This window comes from Legionella septentrionalis (assembly GCF_003989745.1).
GTDB lineage: Bacteria > Pseudomonadota > Gammaproteobacteria > Legionellales > Legionellaceae > Legionella_A > Legionella_A septentrionalis.
Genome location: NZ_RZGS01000027.1, coordinates 1 through 21315 on the forward strand (window position 1 = coordinate 1; position 21315 = coordinate 21315).

Sequence of the window (21315 nt, forward strand, 5' to 3'; positions counted from 1 at the left end):
GTTAAAAATGGGCATTTCAATGGAATACTTGAAATTTTAAAAAAAAGATGGCGATCACGAATGGCACATGATGGATGGTAGTGTAATTCGAGCACATCAACATGCAGCTGGTGCACGAGGTGGTCAAAATAAACAGGCGCTTGGTCGAAGCAAAGGTGGTTTTAGCTCAAAAATCCATGTAAAAGTTGATTCTTTTGGATTGCCCTTGTGTTTTATTTTAACACCAGGACAAGATAGTGAGATTAAATCAGCACAAGAATTGCTGGGTGATGAACTATCAGAGTATTTATTAGCCGATAAGGCTTATGATAGCAACGAATTTCGCCAAGAGTTAAAAAATAGAGGAATCACAGCTGTCATCCCATCCAAAAAGAATCGCATACTACTTATAGAGCATGATACGCATATATACAAAGAGCGTAATTACGTTGAGCGTTTTTTTAATCGAGTCAAAAGCTTTAGGAGAATTGCTACACGTTATGATAAAACAGCAGTCATGTTTTTAGGGGCATTAACGCTAGTAAGTATTATATTGTGGCTGAAACTTTAAAAACACGCCCTAGGAGACGAAATGTTTTTTGCTAAAAAAACTCAAGCATCGCCACACCTTCTGCCCAACCATTCGCTCATTGAACTGGAAAAATTAAAAAATGATTACACAGAACAATTAAGAAAAATAAATTTGCATATTTCCCACGTAGAAAACAATTTAAACGCTTTAAGTGAGCAAGTGAATGCAGAAAATATCAAGTTAATTAATTTGGAAAACAATACGACAGCCATCCAGCTAAAGGAAGAGCAAAGGATGGAAATGCTTGCCAATTATAGGCAGGATAATTCTGCCGACACTTATATGCAGCGCATGTTTCTACTCTCCCACTCACCCCAAACATCACACGACTTGGAAATGCAACAAATCAAAAAAAACATCCTGGAGCTGCAATCTCAGATTAACCTGCAAAAACAAGCTCAATACCGATATCTGCAAAACCAAAAGGATACCTTGCAAAAATTAAAGCATTTAAATGAGAAATTAACTGCACAAGATAAAGAATCCGCACAAGAAAATTTATCTATGATGAACCGTCATGACTGAAAAAAACAGCGAATGCCCCTCTTTTAAGAGGCATTGCCGCTGTTAATGAGGTTTATAACTGCTGGTATAATATCCATCTTTAATGGTAATTAAGTACACACTAACATTTGGGTTATTAACCGCTTGTTTACTGTCATCGCGCAGCAATAAATCTTCTTCTACATAAGTACTGAGGCTGCTTTCATCTACCAGCAATCGATACCAGGGAGCCTTGCAGGCGAATTCGCGCTTGTCTGCCTGCGGGTTATATTGCCCGGACGCTTGAAACAGCGGGTCGGCGTCAATAATGACAGCCCGATATCCCTGTTTTTTATGAATGACTACATCACCGATATTAAATTTGGCTATTTTTTTCATCGCTGCCTCCAAGCCCATATTTTCTTTTATATGGATAAATATCGGTGTTAATGAATAGAACTTGAGCGTGCAAAAACTAGTAGAAATCGCCAATGAAACCGGGGGTGGATGTATTGAATTCCTCATTCAAGCAGGAAACAAAGATGCCTTCGCTTTTTATGATCATACGATAAAGAGCAATATTATCAGCGATAAACTGCATTACATGCGCTTGGATTTGCACGGTTGATTGAAGATTTGACGCCTGTCAGTTCGAAATAAAGCTGTAAGTGTAATTTAGTGAAAACTTGCACTGACAACTGCCGGTTGCAAGACGTGTTGTCAGCTCAAGCAGCACTATTACACTAAAAAGATGGGGCAAGATGGTCGTTTTGCAATAATTCAGAATGTTCTTCCAATTGCGTGTGTTGCTGTATTTTCGTTTGGGAATACACCTTGCAGATTTCGTTTATAAAAGTGCAGATATATTGACTGCCAAATCCTGTAAAAATACCTCCTTTTGCAAAAAATTTTTGAATTTCTTCGCTGTAATTCAAGCCGTAATGGGATTGTAGCTGCGATAAAATTTCTTTAGTCAGGGGTTCTCGCAAGCCATGTTGTATTTGATTATTAGTCATTTTTTCCGCATGCTCACGACTTATCGTGTTAACTATATTTGCAAAATCTTGCGCAGTTATCCCAAAATCTTCGAAGGCGTGATCAAATACTTCTGCATCATAAGAAGTGACGGTAGTAGCTCCCTCTTGTTTTTGATTTTCACTTAATAAGGCTTTCGTTCTTTTCATACCTTTTTTGACTTCAATCACTAATTCATCTACTGAATTCATATCAAAATTATTTGGATCAAACGGTATGGCAGGCATAAAACCATTTTGCACAAGCAACCGATTTAATATTGCAGTACAAAAAGTACGGCAATTGTAATCTGCTAATGGATGAATTTGTTCAAATAGCTGCACATATTCGACAATAGTTTTTAATTTTTCCTCGGGGGTTCCGGCTTGTTTTATCGTTAAATTATAATTATTGATTGCTTTTTCCAGAATTTTTTTCTTGCTTTGCTGTTCAGCTTTAAAACAACAACCCAGGAAAATTTCTTCTCCTGCTTTTATAGCTTCCACAACCGATTTTAAGTCTGCCAAATTAAGCTGATAATTATTTTCATTCCAGGGATTGTAATAATCCCCAGATGAGCGATCGAGCACAGGAGTTAAATTATAATTTGCATAATAACCTTGCTCAATGCGAGCTCGAAGTTGTTCAACACCTGCCGCTGTTAAATTTTCTTCTCCGCCTTTTTTATTTACCAAGCCAAACTTGCCTGGGTTTGTTTGGTCTAGATTGCTTCGAAAAAATTGGGGGGCATACTCTTGGCTCTCAAAAAATATCTTACTAACTCGGTCAATGACATCGATGCTAAGTTCTTCATCAATATCCTGCAGAGCAGCCATGATGGCTTGGGAAGCCAGCGCAATTTCTTTATACCCGCCACCTCTCTTAGCATACCCTACAAAGCCTTTTTCTTTTTTCCAGAACCTTCCATCCACGAATAAGGTCCACAATAAATTTCCACGCGGATTCAATTTACGTGTTCTTTCTTGTGTCTCTTTATCAACATATACTTGTATTCCACACGCTAAAAATAATACCGCATTAATTGCCTGGATTTGCGCTAAGCTTAGCTTTTTCATATCTTGCATTTAAATAAACTAAAAAAGCGATTATAGAACTATTATTATGCTTTATGAAATCTATTCTTCCAAATCGATTTATTTTAACTCTTTCTGCCAATCCATATGCCTTGACTATCAGTGAAACACAAGCCTTAAATAACAATCCATCTCGACACTCAGGCTCGATAGCCCGGCGGTTCTTATAAATCCAATATTAATGGCGAGTTTTGCATGGATATTCACATGTGGAGCTTGAATATTATTTAAACCGTGGCAGCGGATGATGGCAGTATGGAAGTTTATTATGCTTGTGGTAATACTGCTGATGGTATTCTTCGGCAGGCCAAAAAGTTTGTACCGGCAACAAACGTGTACAGACATCATAGCCTTTTTGTTTTAATTGCTGAATTAACGCTTGCGCGTCAGCATGCTGAGCATCATCGTAATAAAACACAGCACTCTGATACTGCTGGCCAATATCTGGGCCCTGGCCATTTTTTTGGGTGGGATCATGGATTTCAAAAAAATGCTTTACGACAGTTAAATAATCTATTTTCGCACTATCATAAACCACTCGGACTGCTTCATAATGCCCGGAGGTACCCGCACACACTTGTTCATAACTTGGGTTTAAAATCATGCCTCCTGTGTAGCCTGCTTCAACTTTGAGTACCCCTGGCAGTCGCGTTAAGTAAAACTCAACCCCCCAAAAACAACCGCCGGCGACTATCGCTTCTGCGGAATCCAAAACTTCATCATCGACTACATAATCGATGGAGGCCGAATTTACACAATAACGACGGTTCCTGAGCGTAAACTGCTCCCCCGTAAAGATATGTCCCAGATGCCCGTCACAGCGGCTACATAAAATTTCCGTGCGTAAACCATCCGCGTCCGGAATGTGTTTAACTGTATTAGCTATCTCCGCATCAAAGCTTGGCCACCCGCAACCGCTACTAAATTGACTGTCGGCGCGAAACAACGCCAAACCACATCTGCGGCACAAATAAGTACCTTGTGACCGCGGCTGTACATAGCTGCCGGTGTGGGGATATTCCGTTGCTTTCTCACCAATGACACGCCTTGCCAGGGGTGTCAGGCTTTGTGTTTTATCCAAATAAGCGCTCATACAGGGCTTGGAAAGTTTAAAGAGAACTTAGTTTAATATAGAACAAATTTAACGCTTGCATGAGCCTAAGCCGGCTTTACCGGCTTTAGGGGCTTTAAGGAATACGCTGACAAATTTTATCAGCCAGATAACCAATAGCACCAGCGTAATAAATGGAGTTATTGTAGCGCAGAATCATTTTGTAATTTGCATACGCTAAGAATACAGGGCCGCCGTAAGGTTGTACGATGCTAGCTTGCAACTCCTGATGTGGTAACGGCTTGCCATCCTCGGTGCGCACGCCCATGGCATTCCACTCGCTAACCGGCTTAACCGTGTTCTTTCCTTCCAAATTCATATCAAAATTAGCAGGTAATTTTACCAATACAGCCCAGGGCTGCCCGGTTTGCCAACCGTTTAATTTCATGTAATTGGCAATGGATGCAAAGACATCAGGCTTGGAATCCCAAATGTCTTTGCGTCCATCCCTGTCATAATCCACCGCGTATTTTACCCAACTTGAAGGTAAGAACTGCGGCTGCCCGGAAGCGCCAGCCCATTCTCCCTTAAAGCGATGTAAGGGTACATGCCCGTCATTTACGATGTGCAGGGCATAAAACAATTGTTGCCGGAAAAAATCACGGCGGTTGGAATCGTAGGCTAAGGTAGCCAAGGATTTAATCACAGGGAAATTGCCCATATAACTGCCGTAACTGGTTTCCATCCCCCAAAACGCCATTATAAAACACGGGTCAACACCGTACTCGGCAGCAATCTTATCAGCTACTTCCTTGTTCTTCTTATATTCTTTACGGCCTACAGCAATGCGGTAATTATCAACGCGCGAATTACGATATTTAAGGTAAGTCAAGCGGTGTTCTGGTTGCGAGCGAGCCAAACTTTTAACTTGCCTGCTTGGCTCATGTATATCTGCAAATGCTTCATCAAATAAAGCTGCAGAAATCCCCTGGTTTATTGCTTCTTCCCTGACTTCCGCTACCCATTGGTTCCAGCTTTGCACATTGGCGAGAGCATTTTGCGCCGTCAAAAGCCCTACCCACATTAATATAAACTGCCATTTTTTCATATTATTTTCCTCAGGCGGATTTTCAATTTTATTTCGGCCATTTAAGGCATAACTTTAATATAAAGATCCTAACTGCTGCTGATCGGAATAGCAAACGTTTGCGCCTACACACCATCCCGCAAAGAAACAATAGGCTCGAGCATGGATGCCCGCCTTGCAGGATAAAAACCAAAGAAAACGCCAGTAGCGACGGATACGGCAAACCCTGCTAAAGGAGGAAGGAAATAAATCATAAAAGGCCAGTCGCTAAAATAAGCCACACCCCATGTGAAAATTAATCCAAGCAGCACACCGAGTATGCCACCTAACAAAGACAGCATGACTGATTCCACCAGAAATAGCGTTTGGATTTCTTTATTTTTAGCACCCACGGCTTTGCGGATGCCGATTTCTTTTTTACGCTCGCTGACGGATACCAGCATGACATTCATGACGCCGATCCCCCCCACAAGCAGGGAAATGCTGCCGATAACAGCCAACAGTAAGGTAAAAATCCGTCCCTGATTTTCCATGCTGGCAATAATCTGTTTGGCACTGCGCGTAAAAACGCCGGCTTTCGGCGCTTGCCGGCCGATGAGCGATGTCACCTGCTCCACAAGTTTGTCGATATTTACATCCGGTTTTATCAACATCACGGCATTGTTAATTTGCGTATCCTTGGTAATTAGCGCAGTACCGGCAATAGGGATGATCACCGCCTGGTTGATGTCTTCGTTAAAAAAGTTATTTTCACGCCAGGGTTTCGCTATGCCAATAACAGTGTAAAGGAATTGCCCAATGCGTATTTGCTTATGCAAGGGGGTTTCCAAATTAATTTGTCTTAATTGTTGCGCCAAACCATCGCCAATCACACAGTAATGTTCAAATGAATCCACAAACGACACGAAATTGCCTTCGGCCAATTCAATTTTAATGATTTTTGCCAATTCTTCATCGGCTCCTAGAACAACGCCGCTCAACTCCTTGCCTTGAAAGCTTAATGCTTGATAAGCACTGCTGTATGGCGCGATTTGCACTATCGATGGCAGCAATTGCGGAAATTTTCGCCACGTCGATAAAGAAAGATTATCACCGTTATGATTTGGCTCGGATAATTTTTGATATAAGGTTACTGCCAGCAAATCAGTGCCCAAAGCTTTAAATTGCGCCAATGCTTTTTCCGTAGCCAATTGACCGCAACTCAATAAAGCCACAATGGCAGCAGTACCGACTAAAATGCCCAAGACAGCAAGAAAAGAGCGCAATTTGGCAGCCATTAAGTTAATGAATGCTTGTTGGCAATAATTTTTGAATTTCATTAATTTTCTGCCACGATTTGCCCGTCTGCCAAGGTAATGCGGCGCGCGCATTGTGCTGCAACCTGCTCATCATGCGTGACCAAGATAATGGTGCGGCCTTCAGCATGCAAGTCCAAAAATAACTTCATGATGTCTTTTCCAGTATTGGAATCAAGAGCCCCCGTCGGCTCATCCGCTAAAATAACCTGCGGCTCCGTCACTAAAGCGCGGGCGATAGCCACTCTTTGTTGTTGCCCACCGGATAATTGCGCCGGACAATGGGCGGCGAAAGCGCGCATGCCAACGCGTGTTAAAGCATGCAGCGCTTTTTGTTTACGCTCATGCATTGCTTCATTACGGTAAGTTAAGGGTAAACTCACATTTTGTTCGGCATTAAAACGGGGCAACAAATTAAATTGCTGGAATACAAAACCTATGTGACGATTGCGTAAACCCGCTAATTCATCATCGCTCAAGCCGTTAACATCACGGCCTTGCAAAAAATACTGTCCGGCATCTGCTTTATCCAGCAAACCGATGAGGTTCATTAAGGTAGATTTCCCCGAACCGGATGCGCCGACAATAGCCAACAGATCACCACGATTTACTGTCAAGGATACACGGTTTAATACCGTGGTTTCCACATGACCAATTTGATATTTTTTTGTAATTTGATTTAATGCAATTAATGGCATACCTTGCTAACCATAAACAATCATTTCACCCGCCTGCAGTCCTGCATCTACGATAACTTTATCCACTTCTGCCGCGCCGGTTTTAATAACTCGAAGCGTGCTGTTGCCTTTTTTGTCGCGGACTTGCACGACATTTTGGCCATTTTGCTGTTTAACCGCAGCAATCGGGATGAGTAATTTATCATGACTGCTTACCGTTAATTCGATTGCAGCGCTCATGCCTACCTTTACCCAAGATTGCTGCTCTGGGGTCAATTTCTTTACCTCGATGACCGCCGTAAAGGTGGGCAATGCCCCGGTGTTACTCGCTGACGCTTGCGCATTAACCGATACCAGCACTCCTTTCAATTCATCTTCCGGAAATGCCACGCTATGAATAGTGGCAGGCATCCCCGGCTTTATTTTATCAATATCCACTTCAGGCACATTGATTTCGACGCGGATGCCGCTCAAATTGCCAATCAAAGCCAGGACTTGTCCTGATTTTACATTTGCCCCTACAGTCAAATGGCCGCCTTTATCGTCATTAGACTTAGGCGGATACAATAAAACACCATCCCGGGCCGCTTTTAAGCGAATGGAATTATGCTTGCTGGTCAATTCCTGTTGCACGCGATCAAACTCGGCAAAACTTAAGGAAGAAAGATCATGGCTATGCTCGTCTCCGGTTTTTTCCAAGATTTCTGACAACTTATGGGTAACCTGTAATAAAGCAATACGGGCAGTGTTTAAGCTTGATTTTTCACTGAGGTAGGTATTTTTAGGCAATAATCCTGAATTCCATAAATCTTCAGTTCCAGCGAATTTAGTGCTGGCAATGATAAAATTATCCTTGGCTTTCAAATATTCAGCCAGCGTATCGTTGTATTGTTTTTGCAGCTCAGGTGAATTCAAAGTAAAAATTATGTCTCCTTTCTTAACCTTTTGCCCATAATTAAAGTGCATGGTTTCCACAATCGCTTCGGCAGGATTTGTTATTGTACTTTCCCCCAGAGGCTGCATAATTCCGGTAAAATATAATGTCTTGTGAATTGCTTCCGTTTTCACTTCATATGTTTTTTCGTCCACGCGCTTGTTCGCCTGCTCACTGCAGGCGAACAACATCGCAGCACAAGACAAAAACATAAAATAGCGGCTCATTTTCATCCGCAATACCTCAATTTAATTTGCCAATGTTCTAAAGTGGTACCCAGCATCCGCTGCAAAACGGATATTTGATTCAAATAGGCAATTTTTGCGCTAATCAAGCCCATTTGCGCTTGCAATAATTGATTTTGCGTATTATTAACGTCCAAGACAGTAGTTATTCCAGCTTGTTGCTTTTTCTTTTCCAGCTCGTAAGCTTGCTCAGCCAGTTGCACTTGCCGTTCGGCGAGCTCATAACGTTTTGCCTGGCTTGAAATGGAGTTAATCGTATTTTTAATATTCGTAATTAACGAGCGCTTTGCTGCAATTAAATTTAGCCTATCTTTTTCCAAGCGTATTTTGGCATTGATTAATTGACTACGGCGGCTGACATCATTGATGGGGATGGTTAAGGTTACCCCCGCAGATTCCGTAACGTTGATGCCGTTATAGATGCTGCGCGAGCTGGGATGGTTATTATCTACATCATTGATTGTCCCCGCTTGCACGTTTGCAGTAAAATCCAGTTGCCATAATTGTTGATTCTTGGCTACCGTGTACGCACGTTCGTCCGCACGCAATGCCATTTTTAAGGCTTGATATTGGGTGTTTTGTTTTAAACCCTGCTCAATGGCTTTATTGACATCAGGAATAATTATTTTTTTTAATTCGACATTGTTCGGAACGGCCAATTTCAGATCCGGATCCAGGCCGATTATTTGCAATAAATCCTGAGCCGTATTTCTAAACTCATTTTCGGCTTGCTCCACCATTAAACGCAAGGATTCAATTTGATAGGATTGTTGAATGTTCCCCGTAGGTTCAAGCTCGCCGGCTTCAATTTTTTTCTCGTTCCGCTCATAAGCCCTGCGCGCCTCTTCGAGCTGCCGCTGCTGGTTTTCAAGATTATTGCCGCTCAAAATCAATGCCCGGTAGGTCAGGATGACTTGGGTAATTTGATCCATGACTGCTTGTTGCAGGTTTAACTTATTGAGCCATTCTGCATCTTTTGCATCCAATAATCCTGCTTCATTGGCCGAACGGCCAAAGCCACGCAGCAATGGTTGCGTGAAAGTAAAGTTGAGCAAAGGATTGTAATTTCCCTCGGCAGCCACATTATTATCCATACGCAGGGAAAATTGACTGCCCAAAGGATTGGTGTATTCAAACTCGGGAGTGAGCAAGGCACTCTTATTGGTGGCATTGCCAATGCCGCTGTAATGACTTTTTTCCACCAAAGCTGTACCGGCTAAGGCAAGTTGCAATTCAAATTCATTTTGCGCTAAACGCAGTTGATAACGTTGAATGATGCGATCAAGTTCGGCATTCTTGATGTTCGGGTTATAACGTAAAGCCAATAAAATCGCCTCTCTTAAACTTAAATGCAGGATTTTTTTGCCAGTCGAGGCAGGTGAAGTAGGTAATTCGATCCAGTGCTCCAGCATGTATTCTGGATTATTAATTGCCTTGTTCAGGCGTGCCCTTGCCTCATCCACTTTTTGCCGCTCACCGGCAGGGTTGGGTACCCAACGATAGAGCGAAAGTGCAGCAGGCTGGACAACAGGACAAATCTCTGCAGCTATAGAATTATTGCATTGAGAAATTAATACTATGCCGCATAAAAGACTTGCGATTCGCCGACCCATGTTTAATACCTTCAGCTTTTAAGTCCCGGCACCGAAAAGCGTCGCCTGTCTTGCAAACGCAGTGCGGTCAACCGCCCTCCCCATAGACACCCCGTGTCAATGGCATGAATGTTTGGGTGTGAAGATTTCCCTTGCAATGCCGCCCAATGGCCAAATACAATCTCGGCTGCAATTTCAGGACGCTCAGGCACTTCATACCATGGGAAAAGATGCGAAGGAGCATCTTCTAATGTACCTTTATAATTTAATACCAAAGCCCCTTTCGCGTCGCAAAAACGCATCCGCGTAAAATAATTACAAATGGCCCGCAAGCGCTCCATTCCCGTTAACGACGGCTGCCAACGCTTGGGCTCATTGCCATACATATGCTGTAAAAATTCACAATAACGCCCCCCATGCAACATGTTTTCCAATTCCAATGCATAAGTTTTGGCTTCAGCCAGAGTCCATAAAGGGGCGATGCCAGCATGCACCATCACGATATTTAATGCCTCATCGTGAATAAGAATGGATTGTTTGCGCAGCCAATGCCCCAACTCTTCGCCATCAGCTGCTGTTAAAATATCTTGGATGGTATCATCGGTATTACGCCGCTCATTGTTAAGAAATAAGCGGCTTAAGAGATGCAAATCATGATTGCCAAGAGTAATGCGGGGTGGGAGAGGTAATTGCTTCACGAAACGCAATACTTGCAATGATTGCGGGCCACGATTAACCAGATCGCCCACAAACCATAAGCGGTCAACTCGCTCATTAAACTGAATATGCTCCAGCAAATTCTGTAAAGGACCATAACAACCTTGCACATCGCCAATTGCATAATCAACCACTGTATTTAGTCCCCATATGCGGCGATGCTCCTGACTGTTCAATTTTCTGCCATTGCCCCCCGGCGGATAACTGGCTTAACTGACTGGAAATGACACCGGATTGGCGGGCCGTGATCGCAACATGCCGCGCAGACATGGCCAACTCAGCTGCAGTTAATGTGCTTTCCTGCCCCGTATGCACATTATAAAATTTTACCTTATCAGGCAAGGCCACCATGTATTTGGATACCACCACACCACTTAGCATTTGCTGCGTATTGGCTTGCTCAAAACGGGACATAACGTTTCCATCCGCATCTTTGGCATGCAAGCCCAAAGCTAAGAAGCCATTTTGCACCAATTGCCAAGTCTTGTACTCCGGGTTTGCCTGCACAAACCATTGAAAAATTTCAGGGCACATGAGCATGCCGCCTGGCACCATAAATAGTGGGGCTTTATTGACCATAATCTTGCCATTTTCCAATTGGTTGGTTAACCAGCGTAGAAATTCCATTCCTGCCAATTGTTCTTTTTGACTGATGGCTTCAGGGGAAGAATCCACGAAAGTAGTAACGCGATTTAAGCGCCCGCCGCTGCGCCCGCCCATTAATTTAAGCATTAATTTGTTAAAAAAGCGCTGGATCGAAATGGCTTCGGCACGAATTAAAATGGCCCCCAGCGTCCCTGCTCCCTGCCAATCCTCATTAAGAAGCGCAAGCCATACGGCTAAAACTTGCGGGTTAGAGGCAATCCAGGCAAATCCGCTAGCCGGCATTAAAAGACGCCCAAATAATAAATTCAAGCGGCGGCGCAAAGCTTCTTCCTGTTCTGGCTGGAATTCATAATGATAGTAAGTCGCGACAGCAGCTAAACTTTCCAATAAGGGATTCCATTCCTTCAAAAGCTGGCCATTAACATCAAATAGATCGACACGATAATCGATTTGTAGTTTGCCGATCCCTTGCAACATACCTGCGGAAAATAAAGCATAAAGCCAAAGTTTTTGCGGATCAGATAAATCTGCACCTTCGGGCAAAACAAATTCGCGGAATAATTCCAGGGCAGCTTCGGTGCGGTTTAAAGCATGGTCCAGCAGCCCGCATGGCCCTGTGTAATAATTATGCGCAGTTTCCGGCAAGCTTTGGCTGTGGTTGATTAGGTTATGGATTAAACTTAAGCATAACTGGTCAAAACGGGCGTGATCAAATGAACTGAATTCTTTAATTTTTGTCAGTAATTCCTGTCTTTTTTCATCTGCCAGCAACTGGGCCGGGGCAACGACCGCAGTTAAATCTTTCAACGGTTTGGCATGCGAGGAAGTGGTCTTTTTATTAGGTCGGTGAAACAAGATCAGTTCTCCATCTTTTGATCTACGATTTTTTCAATCAGCCGTGTGATTTTACCAGTAAAGAGGTATCAGCAATGCGTCTACTACACAAACATCGGCTGCGGCTTGCTATCCGCGCTATATTTTAGGACATAATGCGGTCTAAGTATACACTATTTGGCAATAAATTTCTCTATTTGCAATATCTCACGGCATATCAAGTGGACATCTATTGTAATATAGAATGATTAACATCACACGGCTGCAGTGCTCCTAAATTCACTCTGCTGCATTTAGGCAATGTGCCAACCTGGCATAATCCGCCACAGGAATTTGTTCTGGTCTTAAGGATGGGTCAATTCCATAATGACTCAATGTTGCAGCGCTGCATATTGGTTTTAAATTATTTGCCAAGGTTTTACGGCGCATGCCAAAAGCTTGTGCCAGCAATCGCTCAAGCACAGTAAAACTAACCTGCGGATAGGGTGAAATTTTATAAGGGAGTAAACGTACGACAGCAGATTCTACTTTGGGTTGTGGATAAAACGCATCCGCAGGCACGTCAAATAAATGCTCAACCTCACAATAATATTGCACGATAACGCTTAAACGACCGTAATCTTTGCAATGCGGCGAAGCAGCCAAGCGCTCCACCACTTCTTTCTGGAGCATGAAATGCATGTCTTCAATGCATGGAATGAATTGCAAGAGACGGATTAACAAGGGGGTAGAAATATTGTACGGTAAGTTACCAATTATACGCAGGTTCCTACCAAATTGGCTGTAATCAACGGTTAAAGCATCTTCCGCTATGAGCTGCAATTTTTCTGCTGCAATGGGCGAGCTAGCCCACATTGCCTGTAAATCCGCATCAATTTCAATTGCAATCAAGTGGTTAAGAATTTTTAATAAAGGTTTTGTCAATGCCCCCAAACCAGGACCAATTTCCAAGACTTTATCTTCTTGTTGAGCATGGAAATTTTGTAAAATAGCAGCAATAACATGCTGGTTTTGTAAGAAATTCTGGCCAAATCGTTTGCGCGGACGATGTCCCATGCGATGCTCGCTCATATCTGCTTCTATTATTAAAAGAATAAATTTTATCCTGTCTATTCATACGATGCATCTCATTTCATATCAGACACAAAGCACGCTTTTTTACTTATGTAACTTCTTGCCTGTGAGACGATCAATACTGGCATAATAGAACACGCTTATGTTAGGGTTTACCTATTGATAAACCAAACTTCGCCTCTATGTTGTTAAACCATTTACTCGAATTACGCCGCCGTGCTTTAATCATTTTAATTGTTTTTTTGGCGCAATTTTTATTCTTTTTTATCTTCGCCTCGGACTTGCTGCATGTCTTGACGTTACCTCTTTTAAAAATATTGCCGGCACAAGATTCCCTTATCGCCACGCAGCTTACTTCGCCTTTTTTCATCCCTATCAAATTAGCTGCTGATGCAGCCATGCTTGGTACAGCCCCTGTACTCTTGATTCATTTGTGGCGGTTTGCAGCCCCGGGGCTTTACCGCCGCGAGCGCAAGGGCTTAAAATTTATAATCAGCATCAGTTTGCTGCTGTTTGGGACAGGAATGCTATTTTGTTTCTACATCGTCCTTCCTTTCATGATGCAGTTTTTAATCCATATCATTCCGCAAGATGTGCGCTTGATGCCTGACATCGGCTCTACCCTGGATTTTATCACCCGCATGCTGCTTATATTTGGCATGTGCTTCCAGGTGCCGCTGCTGTGTTTATTTTTACTGCAACTTGGCGTGCTCGACGTGGCTTTTTTAAAAAAAGTGCGTCCTTATGTGATTGTGGCCGCTTTTATTGTAGGAATGTTGTTAACACCGCCTGATGTATTGTCGCAAATTTTATTGGCAGTGCCGCTTTGCCTTTTATACGAAATAGGAATTTTCTTGGGAAGCTGCCTCGAGAAATCAAAATTGTCTAACTAGAGTTTTACTTTCCGGAAGCCTTGTCTTCCAATTGATATTTTTTATCGGCTTCCTCGGCTTTTTTTAAATTGTCTTGCAATTGCTGTTCATTCATTTGTGCTTGCCAAAATTCCAGAATTTGCTGCCGGTATTGCTGCAGCAAGCGCACACATTTACCAAGGTGTTGCGCCAGCATTGGCATTTTTCCAGGGCCAAAAACCAATAAAGCGACGATTAGAATGAGCAGCAATTCGCCGGTGCTCATGATTTTTTATCCTCATCTTCATGCAAAGCCCGCCGAAAATTTTTAATGGCGGTGCCTAAGTCAGAACCCAGGGACTTGATTTTTTGCGTCCCGAATAGCGCCACAATGATCAGCAATATCAATAATAACGACAACGGACTTATTCCACTTAATCCCATAATTACTCCTGTTGCACTGGGTTAATCTCGCTTGCCGGCGCATAGACGCAGCAGCACTAAAAATCCGCCAGCCACTGCAGCGCCTGCGGCCAAAAGGGTAAGCTTTTCTGCTTCTATTATATTTAAATAAGTTAAACCGCCAAAAAAAACAAGAGCGCCGAACACGCCGGCGGCCATGCCACGATACCATGATTGGCGATATTTGCTGGTTTCCATGCTAGTGGCCATCTGCAAATCCCGCAGTTTTTGTTCCTTGTTAAGCAACAATACATCGTTTAACAATTTAGGCATGTGCGGTAATTGTTCTACAAAAAACGGCAAGTTGGCACGCATATGTTTTAAAAATGCTTTTGGCCCAATTTGGTCCCGTAACCATTTTTCCAGAAATGGTTTGGCAGTGGACCAAAGATCAAGCTCTGGGTATAGTTGCCGGCCTAATCCTTCGATAGCCAATAGTGTTTTCTGTAACAATACCAACTGCGGCTGCACCTGCATGTTAAACCGTCGCGCCACATGAAATAAATGCATGACCACCAATGCAAAAGAAATGTCTTTTAAAGGTTTTTCAAATATGGGCTCGCACACCATGCGGATGGCATTTTCAAATTCTTCCGCCCGCGTCGTTCTGGCTACCCAACCGGATTCAATGTGCAATTGCGCAACCCGATGATAATCGCGGTTAAAAAATGCAAGCAAATTTTCGGCAAGATAACGTTGATCATTATCATTTAACGTACCGATAATGCCAAAATCGACGCAAATATATTGTGGATCTTCCGGATGCGCATAAGAAACGAATATATTTCCAGGGTGCATGTCAGCATGAAAAAAGCAATCTCTAAATACTTGCGTGAAAAAAATCTCAAGGCCGCGTTCCGCCAGTTTCTTGATGTTGACTTTATATTCATGCAAAGTTGCAAGATCCGTAACTGGTATACCGTATATTCGCTCCATAACCAATATATTGGGGCGCACATAATCCCAGTATACGTCTGGAACATACAACAGCGGCGACTTGGAAAAATTGCGTCTTAATTGACTTGCATTGGCAGCTTCTTGCTGCAAATTCAGCTCATCAATTAAATTGCGCTCAAATTCAAGTACGATTTCCTTCGGTTTCAGGCGCTTACTTTCCGCCCAATAACGATCAGCCAGATGCGCAATAGTGTGTAAAATGCCCAAATCCTGTCTAATAATTTTTTTTATGCCAGGCCGCAAAATTTTCACCACCACACTTTGACCGCTTTTTAACGTAGCGGCATGCACTTGCGCGATGGAGGCTGAAGCCAAAGCTTGTGCATCAAACTCGGCAAATACTTCATAAGCACTTTGTCCATATGCAGCTTCGACAAGGGTGAGTGCCATCTTGCTTGGAAATGGAGGCACATTGTCTTGCAATTTGCATAATTCAATAGCAATATCAGGGGGTAAAATATCAGGGCGTGTAGACAGCGCTTGACCAAATTTGACGAAAATAGGGCCAAGCTCTTCCAAAGTTTTCCTAAGCGCCACCCCTCGCGATAATTTTTCCCGGCGAAACCACGTCCAGGGGTTTAAGAATACAATAAAGCGCAACGGTGCGAATGGCTTGATTCCCACGATGACGCGGTCCAAGCCGTTTTTAGCCAACACGTAATTTATGTGCAATAAACGGATTACCTGTTTAATTGATTTCATGACAAGCCGTGAGTTGGTTAATATGGGCAGCAAGGCGTTCGACACTTAAAGACAAATCGTCCACGTCTTTAAAAAAATCCTCCAACTCTTCTCGCGAAGGAACAAGCCGCAACTCTTCTTGTAAGTATTCAGTCAGGTTGGCGCGTAAATTGGCACCCAATCGTTGGTTAAATGCAAAACCACGCCTGAAAAAAGAACCAATTTGATAAGCGACTACATCACCGGTAAATTGCGCTAAATGCCCTTCCCAATCAATATCCATCTCATCAAATAATTTTTTTACTTCTTGCCCTAATTCGATGTTGCCAGAAATTTTGATTTGATCATTGAACAAAGAGCGGACTTTGGAAGCCGGCAAAAGACTCAAGCGAATCAAACCAAGCGGGCTGCTTTCGATAATTGTGTCTGCGCTGCATTCTTGTGCAGTCGCCAGGTGCAATTCATTTTGCCTAAAGCAAATGAAAAAGCTGATGTTTAATGGGGTAATGATTAGTTTTACCGATTTGCCCTCAAGAGCTTGTAGTTTTTCCGCTCGGGAAGGATCCAGCGCCAAGGCTTTATTAATTGCTTTTTGCAAAGCCTTTAATGTGTAGTGTTTAATCATGACTCTCTCAGTATTTATAGGCAATGTGTAACGCAACGATGCCACCGCTTAGATTATAGTAATGGCAGTCTTCAAATCCCGCCTGTTCAATCATTGTTTTAAGGTTTTCTTGAGTGGGATGCATGCGGATGGATTCAGCGAGATATTGATAGCTGGACGCATCGTTTGCTACCAGCTGCCCAATTTTGGGCAATATGTTAAAAGAATACCAGTCATAGACGGGCTTTAATCCCGGGAGCACCGGGGTAGAAAACTCGAGCACCATCAATTTTCCACCAGGTTTGCATACCCTGAACATGGAAGACAAGGCTTGTTGTTTATCGGTAACATTGCGCAAGCCAAATGCCATGGTGATGCAATGGAAACTGTTGTCGGCAAATGGCAGCATTTGTGCATTCGCTTGCACAAAGTGAATGTTATTATGCAAGCCTTCATCCAGTAACCGATCTCTTCCTACCCTGAGCATGCCTGCATTGATGTCAGCCAGAACAATTTGGCCTGCATCGCCAACTTTCCTGGATAACAACCGCGTCAAATCCCCACTTCCGCCTGCCAAATCCAAAACAGACTGGCCTTTATGTACTCGGCTTAGTTCAATAGTAAACCGTTTCCATAAACGATGAATGCCAAGCGACATCAGATCATTCATTAAATCATACTTTGGTGCTACGGAATGAAAGACATCTCCTACTTTTTTTTCCTTTTCATCCCACGCTACGGTTTGAAAACCAAAATGGGTGGTTTTTTTGTCATCGCTCATCAGTTTACGTCCTATAGGATAAGGACGTTATTTTAACTGATAATGAGGTAAAAACCAGTAAGCGGCGACTGCCTATACGGATATTGCCGCATACTGTGCTAGTTCTGCGTAGATACTTAAACAGCCATCAAAGAGACGATTGTTGGGCTGGCGGCGTTCCCGTGTCGGTTGAGTTAACATCTGCTTCAGGATCGGGATCATTAGCGGGATCAGCTTCATTGTCCTCTGCATTATCGATGCTCTCCGGCGCAGGGTTTTGATTCGGATTGGTCATTTGTGAATTTCCATCCGCGGCATTAGGTACCTCGTTACCCACCGCATTGGGAGTTTGAGCAGGAGAAGTATTTGTATCCGCATGAACATACGCACACAAGCCTAATAATATCCCTAACAATGCCATGACCTTTTTCATTTATATCTCCATAATTTGCGAAACCGCAAAATACTATAGGAAGATAAATTCCTAAACGTCAAGACAAGAGAGAAGAGCAAGAGTGTAAATATTCATTTTCATCCGGCAAGGTACGGGCGCGCTGTGCAGCCCATAAGCATTCCGCCAAACGCTCCATCAGCAAATGCTCTACCGCCAACGTATCTCCATATTTTTTTACTAAATCCCGATAAATTTTTGTTATTCCCGCAGGCCTGTCCGTACTGATCTGATCGCGCAGTGCCAAATGCAAACCCATGTGTAAAAATGGATTGGTTGCGCCCAGCTCGGGGAAATACTCTTTATTTAAATGATTGGTGGTAAGAAGTTCATGATATTCGGGATGAACTTTAATTACAGCCACAATTTGTTCTTCTAAAGGAAGTAAGGGCTGCTGTGTTTTATATTTTTGCCAACTTAGGAAAAATAATTGCCGGGTTTCTTGAATGCTGCCGTAAAACATAATGAATATAAAATAATGGAAGGGATTAAATTTTAACGCATATCCGCCGCGACAACAAAAATTCCTTACTGCAGGTGTCCGCACAAACGTCCACTCCGATGCTTCTTTATAAGCTATATTTGCAAAAAAATTATTGACATATCAATCGAATCCATGCGATATTTTGTTATGCGAGGTTGGACTTGCTATGTGTCATTCCACTGGGTCAATTGGCGACACACCGATTGGCCCTTTCTAATTTCTAACACCCCATTGCACAAATTAATTTTGCACTCAAGTAAATCATCAATACCCCGCTAAAGAATTCGATACACCCCCAAACACGGCGGCGTGTAAGTAGGTTAGCAAAACAATACGTAGTCGTGGTCAATAAAGAAAACCATAATAAGCTGGATGTCATTACACCCAATAAAAACGCTTGCTCATGCCCGGGAAACCGGCTGCTATTGCCACCGATCAAAAGCAGACTATCGATAATTGCATGCGGATTGAGCAAGCTAAAGCCAAGCGCCATCAAAATAATTTGTTTGCGACTCACCGAGATAACTTCATCCATATCTACTGAGCTTGACGAGAACAGAGCTTGTTTAATAGCACGGCTGCCATAATAAAATAAAAATACGGCTCCTATCCTTGCCATCCATACCCCTAAAGCCGGGTGCAACTCCAAAATTTCATGCAACCCAGCCACACTACCCGTAACCAATACAGCATCACACAGAAAACAAGTCACAGCCGCGAGCAACACATGTTTGCGCTGTGCCCCCTGGCGGATTAGAAAAATATTTTGCGGTCCTAACGCCATGATTAAGGATAAACCCAACATCAGACCATTCATATAAACTGGCATATCAACAACCAAACAGACCAAAAAGAGAGCAATTATCGCACATTTTGCATTATTTTGGAATAGCAGATGGCAAGGTTATAAAAATTTGAGCATGAACAAGGCAAGGACTTATGGGAGAATCAATACTGCATAAGTCTTTCGCCTGTTATCCTGCAGAAAACACGATAATTGAATCTCTTGGCCAAGATTCGCGCCCGGCTGACTTACTTTGCATCAGTTTGTTTAGGAGGCAATGATTCTACCAGCAAGCTGCAAAACTTATTACAGAAGATGCGTTTATGCTGCTTAAGTGCGCCAACAACATTGCAACTTATAGTAACCGCAGTATAAAATGCCAAACTTATTTATCCTGCCATATATACCTAGAAAAATCGAGTTTAAGGAGGGAGCGTGGGCTCTTTGTTGAAAAACAATGCAATTGCCTTGTGTTTGTTAGCTGGTCTATTTTCTACCTTTAATACAGCTTCGGCAGCAGAAGAAAAAAGCAATTATGAGTGGGTTGACCCTTTGATAGATGGTTTTTATCCTACTTATCCGCAAACGACTCCAGCTAGCGGAGAAAAAGAAACCCTAATTAAACGCGGGGAATATTTAGCCAAACTAGGTGATTGTATCGCTTGTCACACGCATGTTAGAGGCGGTACTCCCGCCTTTGCTGGCGGTCTACCGTTAAACACTCCTTTTGGTACCATTTATAGCCCCAATATTACTCCCGATAAAAAAACCGGGATCGGTAATTGGACGGAAGAAGATTTTATCCGCGCCATGAAACATGGCCGCGCTCCTGACGGGCGTAATTATTTTCCCGTTTTCCCATACGTTTATTTTGCCAACATCACGGATGACGATGCCCGTGCTTTATACACGTATTTTATGAATATTCCTGCCGTGGAATTACCAAACAAATCACAACCATTCCCATTTAATATGCCGGGAGCAAGCCTGGGGATGTGGGGTTGGAATTTATTATTCTTTTTCCCCAATGAGCGACTGGAATATGATCCGGAACAATCACCGGCATGGAACCGCGGCAAGTATATTGTTGACGGCCTTGGGCATTGCAGCATGTGTCATACGCCGCTTAACGTCCTAGGTGCGCCTAAGAAGCGCTTTTATTTAACGGGTGGTTTTGTGGATGGCTATTGGGCTCCTAACATCACCCAATTTGGTTTGGGCTCAGCCAGCCATTATGACGTCGCCGATGTGTTCGTGAAAAACGAATTACTGAACAGGGCAGGTCCCGTCGCAGGCCCCATGGCGGAAGTAAATCACAACAGCTTAAGTTATCTTACCGAAGAAGATCAAAAAGCCATTTCCATTTATTTAAAATCAATCAGCAGTGAAGATCCGCTGGCGGTTCCCAGCATGGAAGAGCAACCTACCTTGAAACGCGGGAAGCAAGTCTATGTAAACACCTGCATTATTTGCCATCAGGACGGCAAAATGGGCGCACCATTAATCGGCAATGGCCCAGGCTGGTATGCCCGCTTGAAAGAAAGCGGCTTAACCGGTTTATACCGCCATGCCATCCAAGGGTATAACAGCATGCCCATCAAAGGCGCCTGCGTCACGTGCTCTGATGAAGACGTGATCGCCGCAGTGGATTATATACTCAACAAATCGCTGTCCCGTTCGCAACGCCTTGATCTGGCATCAGGCGGCGCTGCCAAATTTCCGGCCAATGGTAAAGATATTTACAATGAAAACTGCAGTATTTGCCACAATGAAGGTAAATTGGGTGCGCCCAAGATAGGCGATCAGGAACAATGGAACGTTCTTGCTGCGAAAAATATGGACGTTTTAATCGAGCGCACCATGAAAAGCGACGATCATCCGCAAAACGGTGGCTGCAAACACTGCACGACGGGTGAAATCATGGAAGCCATTAAATACATCCTGAGTCAGTCAAAAGTGGAAGGCAATTATTCACTGTGGTAATAAATCTAGCCGCCATGCCATATT

Annotated in this window: 23 protein-coding genes and 1 pseudogene; 5 read left to right on the top strand and 19 right to left on the bottom strand. The window is 43.1% G+C overall.

Annotated elements, in window-relative coordinates:
* Nucleotides 1-61: 61 nt before the first annotated feature.
* A pseudogene (locus tag ELY11_RS08930) lies at nt 62-550 on the top strand (IS5 family transposase); the annotation flags it as partial.
* A 21-nt stretch (nt 551-571) separates the two neighbouring features.
* Complete coding sequence (locus ELY11_RS08935; protein ID WP_126954508.1) at nt 572-1096, top strand: hypothetical protein; 525 nt, start codon at nt 572-574, stop codon at nt 1094-1096.
* Nucleotides 1097-1138: 42 nt separating this feature from the next.
* Here the strand turns inward: ELY11_RS08935 and hspQ are convergent, their stop codons facing one another.
* Entirely contained in the window at nt 1139-1453 is a 315-nt protein-coding gene (gene hspQ / locus ELY11_RS08940; protein ID WP_126954509.1) for a heat shock protein HspQ, read from the bottom strand.
* 67 nt (nt 1454-1520) lie between these two features.
* On the opposite strand from hspQ, the gene ELY11_RS12410 reads away from it, so the two are divergent.
* A complete protein-coding gene (locus ELY11_RS12410; protein WP_158614993.1) occupies nt 1521-1682 on the top strand; it encodes a hypothetical protein in 162 nt (53 codons plus the stop codon).
* A 115-nt stretch (nt 1683-1797) separates the two neighbouring features.
* On the opposite strand, the gene ELY11_RS08945 is transcribed toward ELY11_RS12410, so the two are convergent.
* The 10 genes from ELY11_RS08945 to rsmA all read right to left on the bottom strand — a co-directional run bounded on the left by ELY11_RS08945 (nt 1798) and on the right by rsmA (nt 13256).
* Complete coding sequence (locus ELY11_RS08945; RefSeq protein ID WP_126954510.1) at nt 1798-3144, bottom strand: hypothetical protein; 1347 nt, start codon at nt 3142-3144, stop codon at nt 1798-1800.
* Nucleotides 3145-3385: 241 nt separating this feature from the next.
* Nucleotides 3386-4255, bottom strand: coding sequence for a bifunctional methionine sulfoxide reductase B/A protein (locus tag ELY11_RS08950; protein WP_126954511.1), 870 nt, complete (start codon nt 4253-4255; stop codon nt 3386-3388).
* Between the two features lie 94 nt (nt 4256-4349).
* Complete coding sequence (locus ELY11_RS08955; protein ID WP_126954512.1) at nt 4350-5321, bottom strand: lytic murein transglycosylase; 972 nt, start codon at nt 5319-5321, stop codon at nt 4350-4352.
* Between the two features lie 104 nt (nt 5322-5425).
* Nucleotides 5426-6619, bottom strand: a complete 1194-nt coding sequence (locus ELY11_RS08960) for an ABC transporter permease (protein WP_126954513.1) — start codon at nt 6617-6619, stop codon at nt 5426-5428.
* Entirely contained in the window at nt 6619-7293 is a 675-nt protein-coding gene (locus ELY11_RS08965; RefSeq protein ID WP_126954514.1) for an ABC transporter ATP-binding protein, read from the bottom strand. Before ELY11_RS08965 ends, ELY11_RS08960 begins: the two co-directional genes overlap by 1 nt.
* Before the next feature lie 6 nt (nt 7294-7299).
* Nucleotides 7300-8433 carry an efflux RND transporter periplasmic adaptor subunit gene (locus ELY11_RS08970; protein WP_407656449.1) on the bottom strand — a complete coding sequence of 378 codons (1134 nt, stop codon included), beginning with the start codon at nt 8431-8433 and terminating at the stop codon, nt 7300-7302.
* Nucleotides 8434-8435: 2 nt separating this feature from the next.
* Entirely contained in the window at nt 8436-10064 is a 1629-nt protein-coding gene (locus ELY11_RS08975; RefSeq protein ID WP_126954516.1) for a TolC family protein, read from the bottom strand.
* A gap of 11 nt (nt 10065-10075) precedes the next feature.
* Complete coding sequence (locus tag ELY11_RS08980) at nt 10076-10894, bottom strand: symmetrical bis(5'-nucleosyl)-tetraphosphatase (RefSeq protein ID WP_126954531.1); 819 nt, start codon at nt 10892-10894, stop codon at nt 10076-10078.
* Nucleotides 10887-12221 carry a conjugal transfer nickase/helicase domain-containing protein gene (locus tag ELY11_RS08985; protein ID WP_127033168.1) on the bottom strand — a complete coding sequence of 445 codons (1335 nt, stop codon included), beginning with the start codon at nt 12219-12221 and terminating at the stop codon, nt 10887-10889. The genes ELY11_RS08980 and ELY11_RS08985 overlap by 8 nt, the downstream gene beginning before the upstream one ends.
* Before the next feature lie 258 nt (nt 12222-12479).
* On the bottom strand, nt 12480-13256 hold the full coding sequence (gene rsmA / locus ELY11_RS08990) for a 16S rRNA (adenine(1518)-N(6)/adenine(1519)-N(6))-dimethyltransferase RsmA (RefSeq protein WP_126954532.1): 777 nt from the start codon (nt 13254-13256) through the stop codon (nt 12480-12482).
* Between the two features lie 203 nt (nt 13257-13459).
* Here rsmA and tatC point away from each other — a divergent pair, with 203 nt between their 5' ends.
* Nucleotides 13460-14167 carry a twin-arginine translocase subunit TatC gene (gene tatC / locus ELY11_RS08995; RefSeq protein ID WP_126954533.1) on the top strand — a complete coding sequence of 236 codons (708 nt, stop codon included), beginning with the start codon at nt 13460-13462 and terminating at the stop codon, nt 14165-14167.
* Between the two features lie 4 nt (nt 14168-14171).
* Here the strand turns inward: tatC and ELY11_RS09000 are convergent, their stop codons facing one another.
* The 8 genes from ELY11_RS09000 to ELY11_RS09035 form a co-directional block, all read right to left on the bottom strand.
* The gene (locus tag ELY11_RS09000) at nt 14172-14411 is read right to left on the bottom strand and encodes a twin-arginine translocase TatA/TatE family subunit (protein ID WP_126954518.1); all 240 of its coding nucleotides are present in this window, start codon (nt 14409-14411) and stop codon (nt 14172-14174) included.
* Entirely contained in the window at nt 14408-14569 is a 162-nt protein-coding gene (gene tatA, locus ELY11_RS09005; protein ID WP_127033170.1) for a twin-arginine translocase TatA/TatE family subunit, read from the bottom strand. The genes ELY11_RS09000 and tatA overlap by 4 nt, the downstream gene beginning before the upstream one ends.
* Nucleotides 14570-14590: 21 nt before the next feature.
* Nucleotides 14591-16246 (bottom strand): ubiquinone biosynthesis regulatory protein kinase UbiB, encoded by a 1656-nt coding sequence (gene ubiB, locus ELY11_RS09010; protein ID WP_126954520.1) that lies wholly within the window; start codon nt 16244-16246, stop codon nt 14591-14593.
* Nucleotides 16233-16850, bottom strand: coding sequence for a ubiquinone biosynthesis accessory factor UbiJ (locus tag ELY11_RS09015; RefSeq protein ID WP_127033172.1), 618 nt, complete (start codon nt 16848-16850; stop codon nt 16233-16235). The genes ubiB and ELY11_RS09015 overlap by 14 nt, the downstream gene beginning before the upstream one ends.
* 7 nt (nt 16851-16857) lie before the next feature.
* On the bottom strand, nt 16858-17610 hold the full coding sequence (ubiE, locus tag ELY11_RS09020; protein ID WP_127033174.1) for a bifunctional demethylmenaquinone methyltransferase/2-methoxy-6-polyprenyl-1,4-benzoquinol methylase UbiE: 753 nt from the start codon (nt 17608-17610) through the stop codon (nt 16858-16860).
* A 127-nt stretch (nt 17611-17737) separates the two neighbouring features.
* Nucleotides 17738-18022 (bottom strand): hypothetical protein, encoded by a 285-nt coding sequence (locus tag ELY11_RS09025; protein WP_127033176.1) that lies wholly within the window; start codon nt 18020-18022, stop codon nt 17738-17740.
* 58 nt (nt 18023-18080) lie between these two features.
* Nucleotides 18081-18503, bottom strand: a complete 423-nt coding sequence (locus tag ELY11_RS09030; protein WP_126954534.1) for a DUF1841 family protein — start codon at nt 18501-18503, stop codon at nt 18081-18083.
* Between the two features lie 241 nt (nt 18504-18744).
* Nucleotides 18745-19353 (bottom strand): LysE/ArgO family amino acid transporter, encoded by a 609-nt coding sequence (locus tag ELY11_RS09035; RefSeq protein WP_127033178.1) that lies wholly within the window; start codon nt 19351-19353, stop codon nt 18745-18747.
* 507 nt (nt 19354-19860) lie between these two features.
* Between ELY11_RS09035 and ELY11_RS09040 the strand changes: the two genes are divergently transcribed.
* Nucleotides 19861-21291 carry a c-type cytochrome gene (locus ELY11_RS09040; RefSeq protein ID WP_407656450.1) on the top strand — a complete coding sequence of 477 codons (1431 nt, stop codon included), beginning with the start codon at nt 19861-19863 and terminating at the stop codon, nt 21289-21291.
* The last annotated feature ends 24 nt before the right edge of the window (nt 21292-21315 follow it).

Bases quoted from the DNA above. Each gene is read 5' to 3' on its own strand.
- ELY11_RS08935 (WP_126954508.1), top strand. From the start codon at position 572: ATGTTTTTTGCTAAAAAAACTCAAGCATCGCCACACCTTCTGCCCAAC.
- hspQ (WP_126954509.1), bottom strand. From the start codon at position 1,453: ATGAAAAAAATAGCCAAATTTAATATCGGTGATGTAGTCATTCATAAA.
- ELY11_RS08945 (WP_126954510.1), bottom strand. From the start codon at position 3,144: ATGAAAAAGCTAAGCTTAGCGCAAATCCAGGCAATTAATGCGGTATTA.
- ELY11_RS08950 (WP_126954511.1), bottom strand. From the start codon at position 4,255: ATGAGCGCTTATTTGGATAAAACACAAAGCCTGACACCCCTGGCAAGG.
- ELY11_RS08955 (WP_126954512.1), bottom strand. From the start codon at position 5,321: ATGAAAAAATGGCAGTTTATATTAATGTGGGTAGGGCTTTTGACGGCG.
- ELY11_RS08960 (WP_126954513.1), bottom strand. From the start codon at position 6,619: ATGAAATTCAAAAATTATTGCCAACAAGCATTCATTAACTTAATGGCT.
- ELY11_RS08965 (WP_126954514.1), bottom strand. From the start codon at position 7,293: ATGCCATTAATTGCATTAAATCAAATTACAAAAAAATATCAAATTGGT.
- ELY11_RS08970 (WP_407656449.1), bottom strand. From the start codon at position 8,433: ATGAGCCGCTATTTTATGTTTTTGTCTTGTGCTGCGATGTTGTTCGCC.
- ELY11_RS08975 (WP_126954516.1), bottom strand. From the start codon at position 10,064: ATGGGTCGGCGAATCGCAAGTCTTTTATGCGGCATAGTATTAATTTCT.
- rsmA (WP_126954532.1), bottom strand. From the start codon at position 13,256: ATGGGACATCGTCCGCGCAAACGATTTGGCCAGAATTTCTTACAAAAC.
- ELY11_RS09000 (WP_126954518.1), bottom strand. From the start codon at position 14,411: ATGAGCACCGGCGAATTGCTGCTCATTCTAATCGTCGCTTTATTGGTT.
- tatA (WP_127033170.1), bottom strand. From the start codon at position 14,569: ATGGGATTAAGTGGAATAAGTCCGTTGTCGTTATTATTGATATTGCTG.
- ubiB (WP_126954520.1), bottom strand. From the start codon at position 16,246: ATGAAATCAATTAAACAGGTAATCCGTTTATTGCACATAAATTACGTG.
- ELY11_RS09015 (WP_127033172.1), bottom strand. From the start codon at position 16,850: ATGATTAAACACTACACATTAAAGGCTTTGCAAAAAGCAATTAATAAA.
- ubiE (WP_127033174.1), bottom strand. From the start codon at position 17,610: ATGAGCGATGACAAAAAAACCACCCATTTTGGTTTTCAAACCGTAGCG.
- ELY11_RS09025 (WP_127033176.1), bottom strand. From the start codon at position 18,022: ATGAAAAAGGTCATGGCATTGTTAGGGATATTATTAGGCTTGTGTGCG.
- ELY11_RS09030 (WP_126954534.1), bottom strand. From the start codon at position 18,503: ATGTTTTACGGCAGCATTCAAGAAACCCGGCAATTATTTTTCCTAAGT.
- ELY11_RS09035 (WP_127033178.1), bottom strand. From the start codon at position 19,353: ATGCCAGTTTATATGAATGGTCTGATGTTGGGTTTATCCTTAATCATG.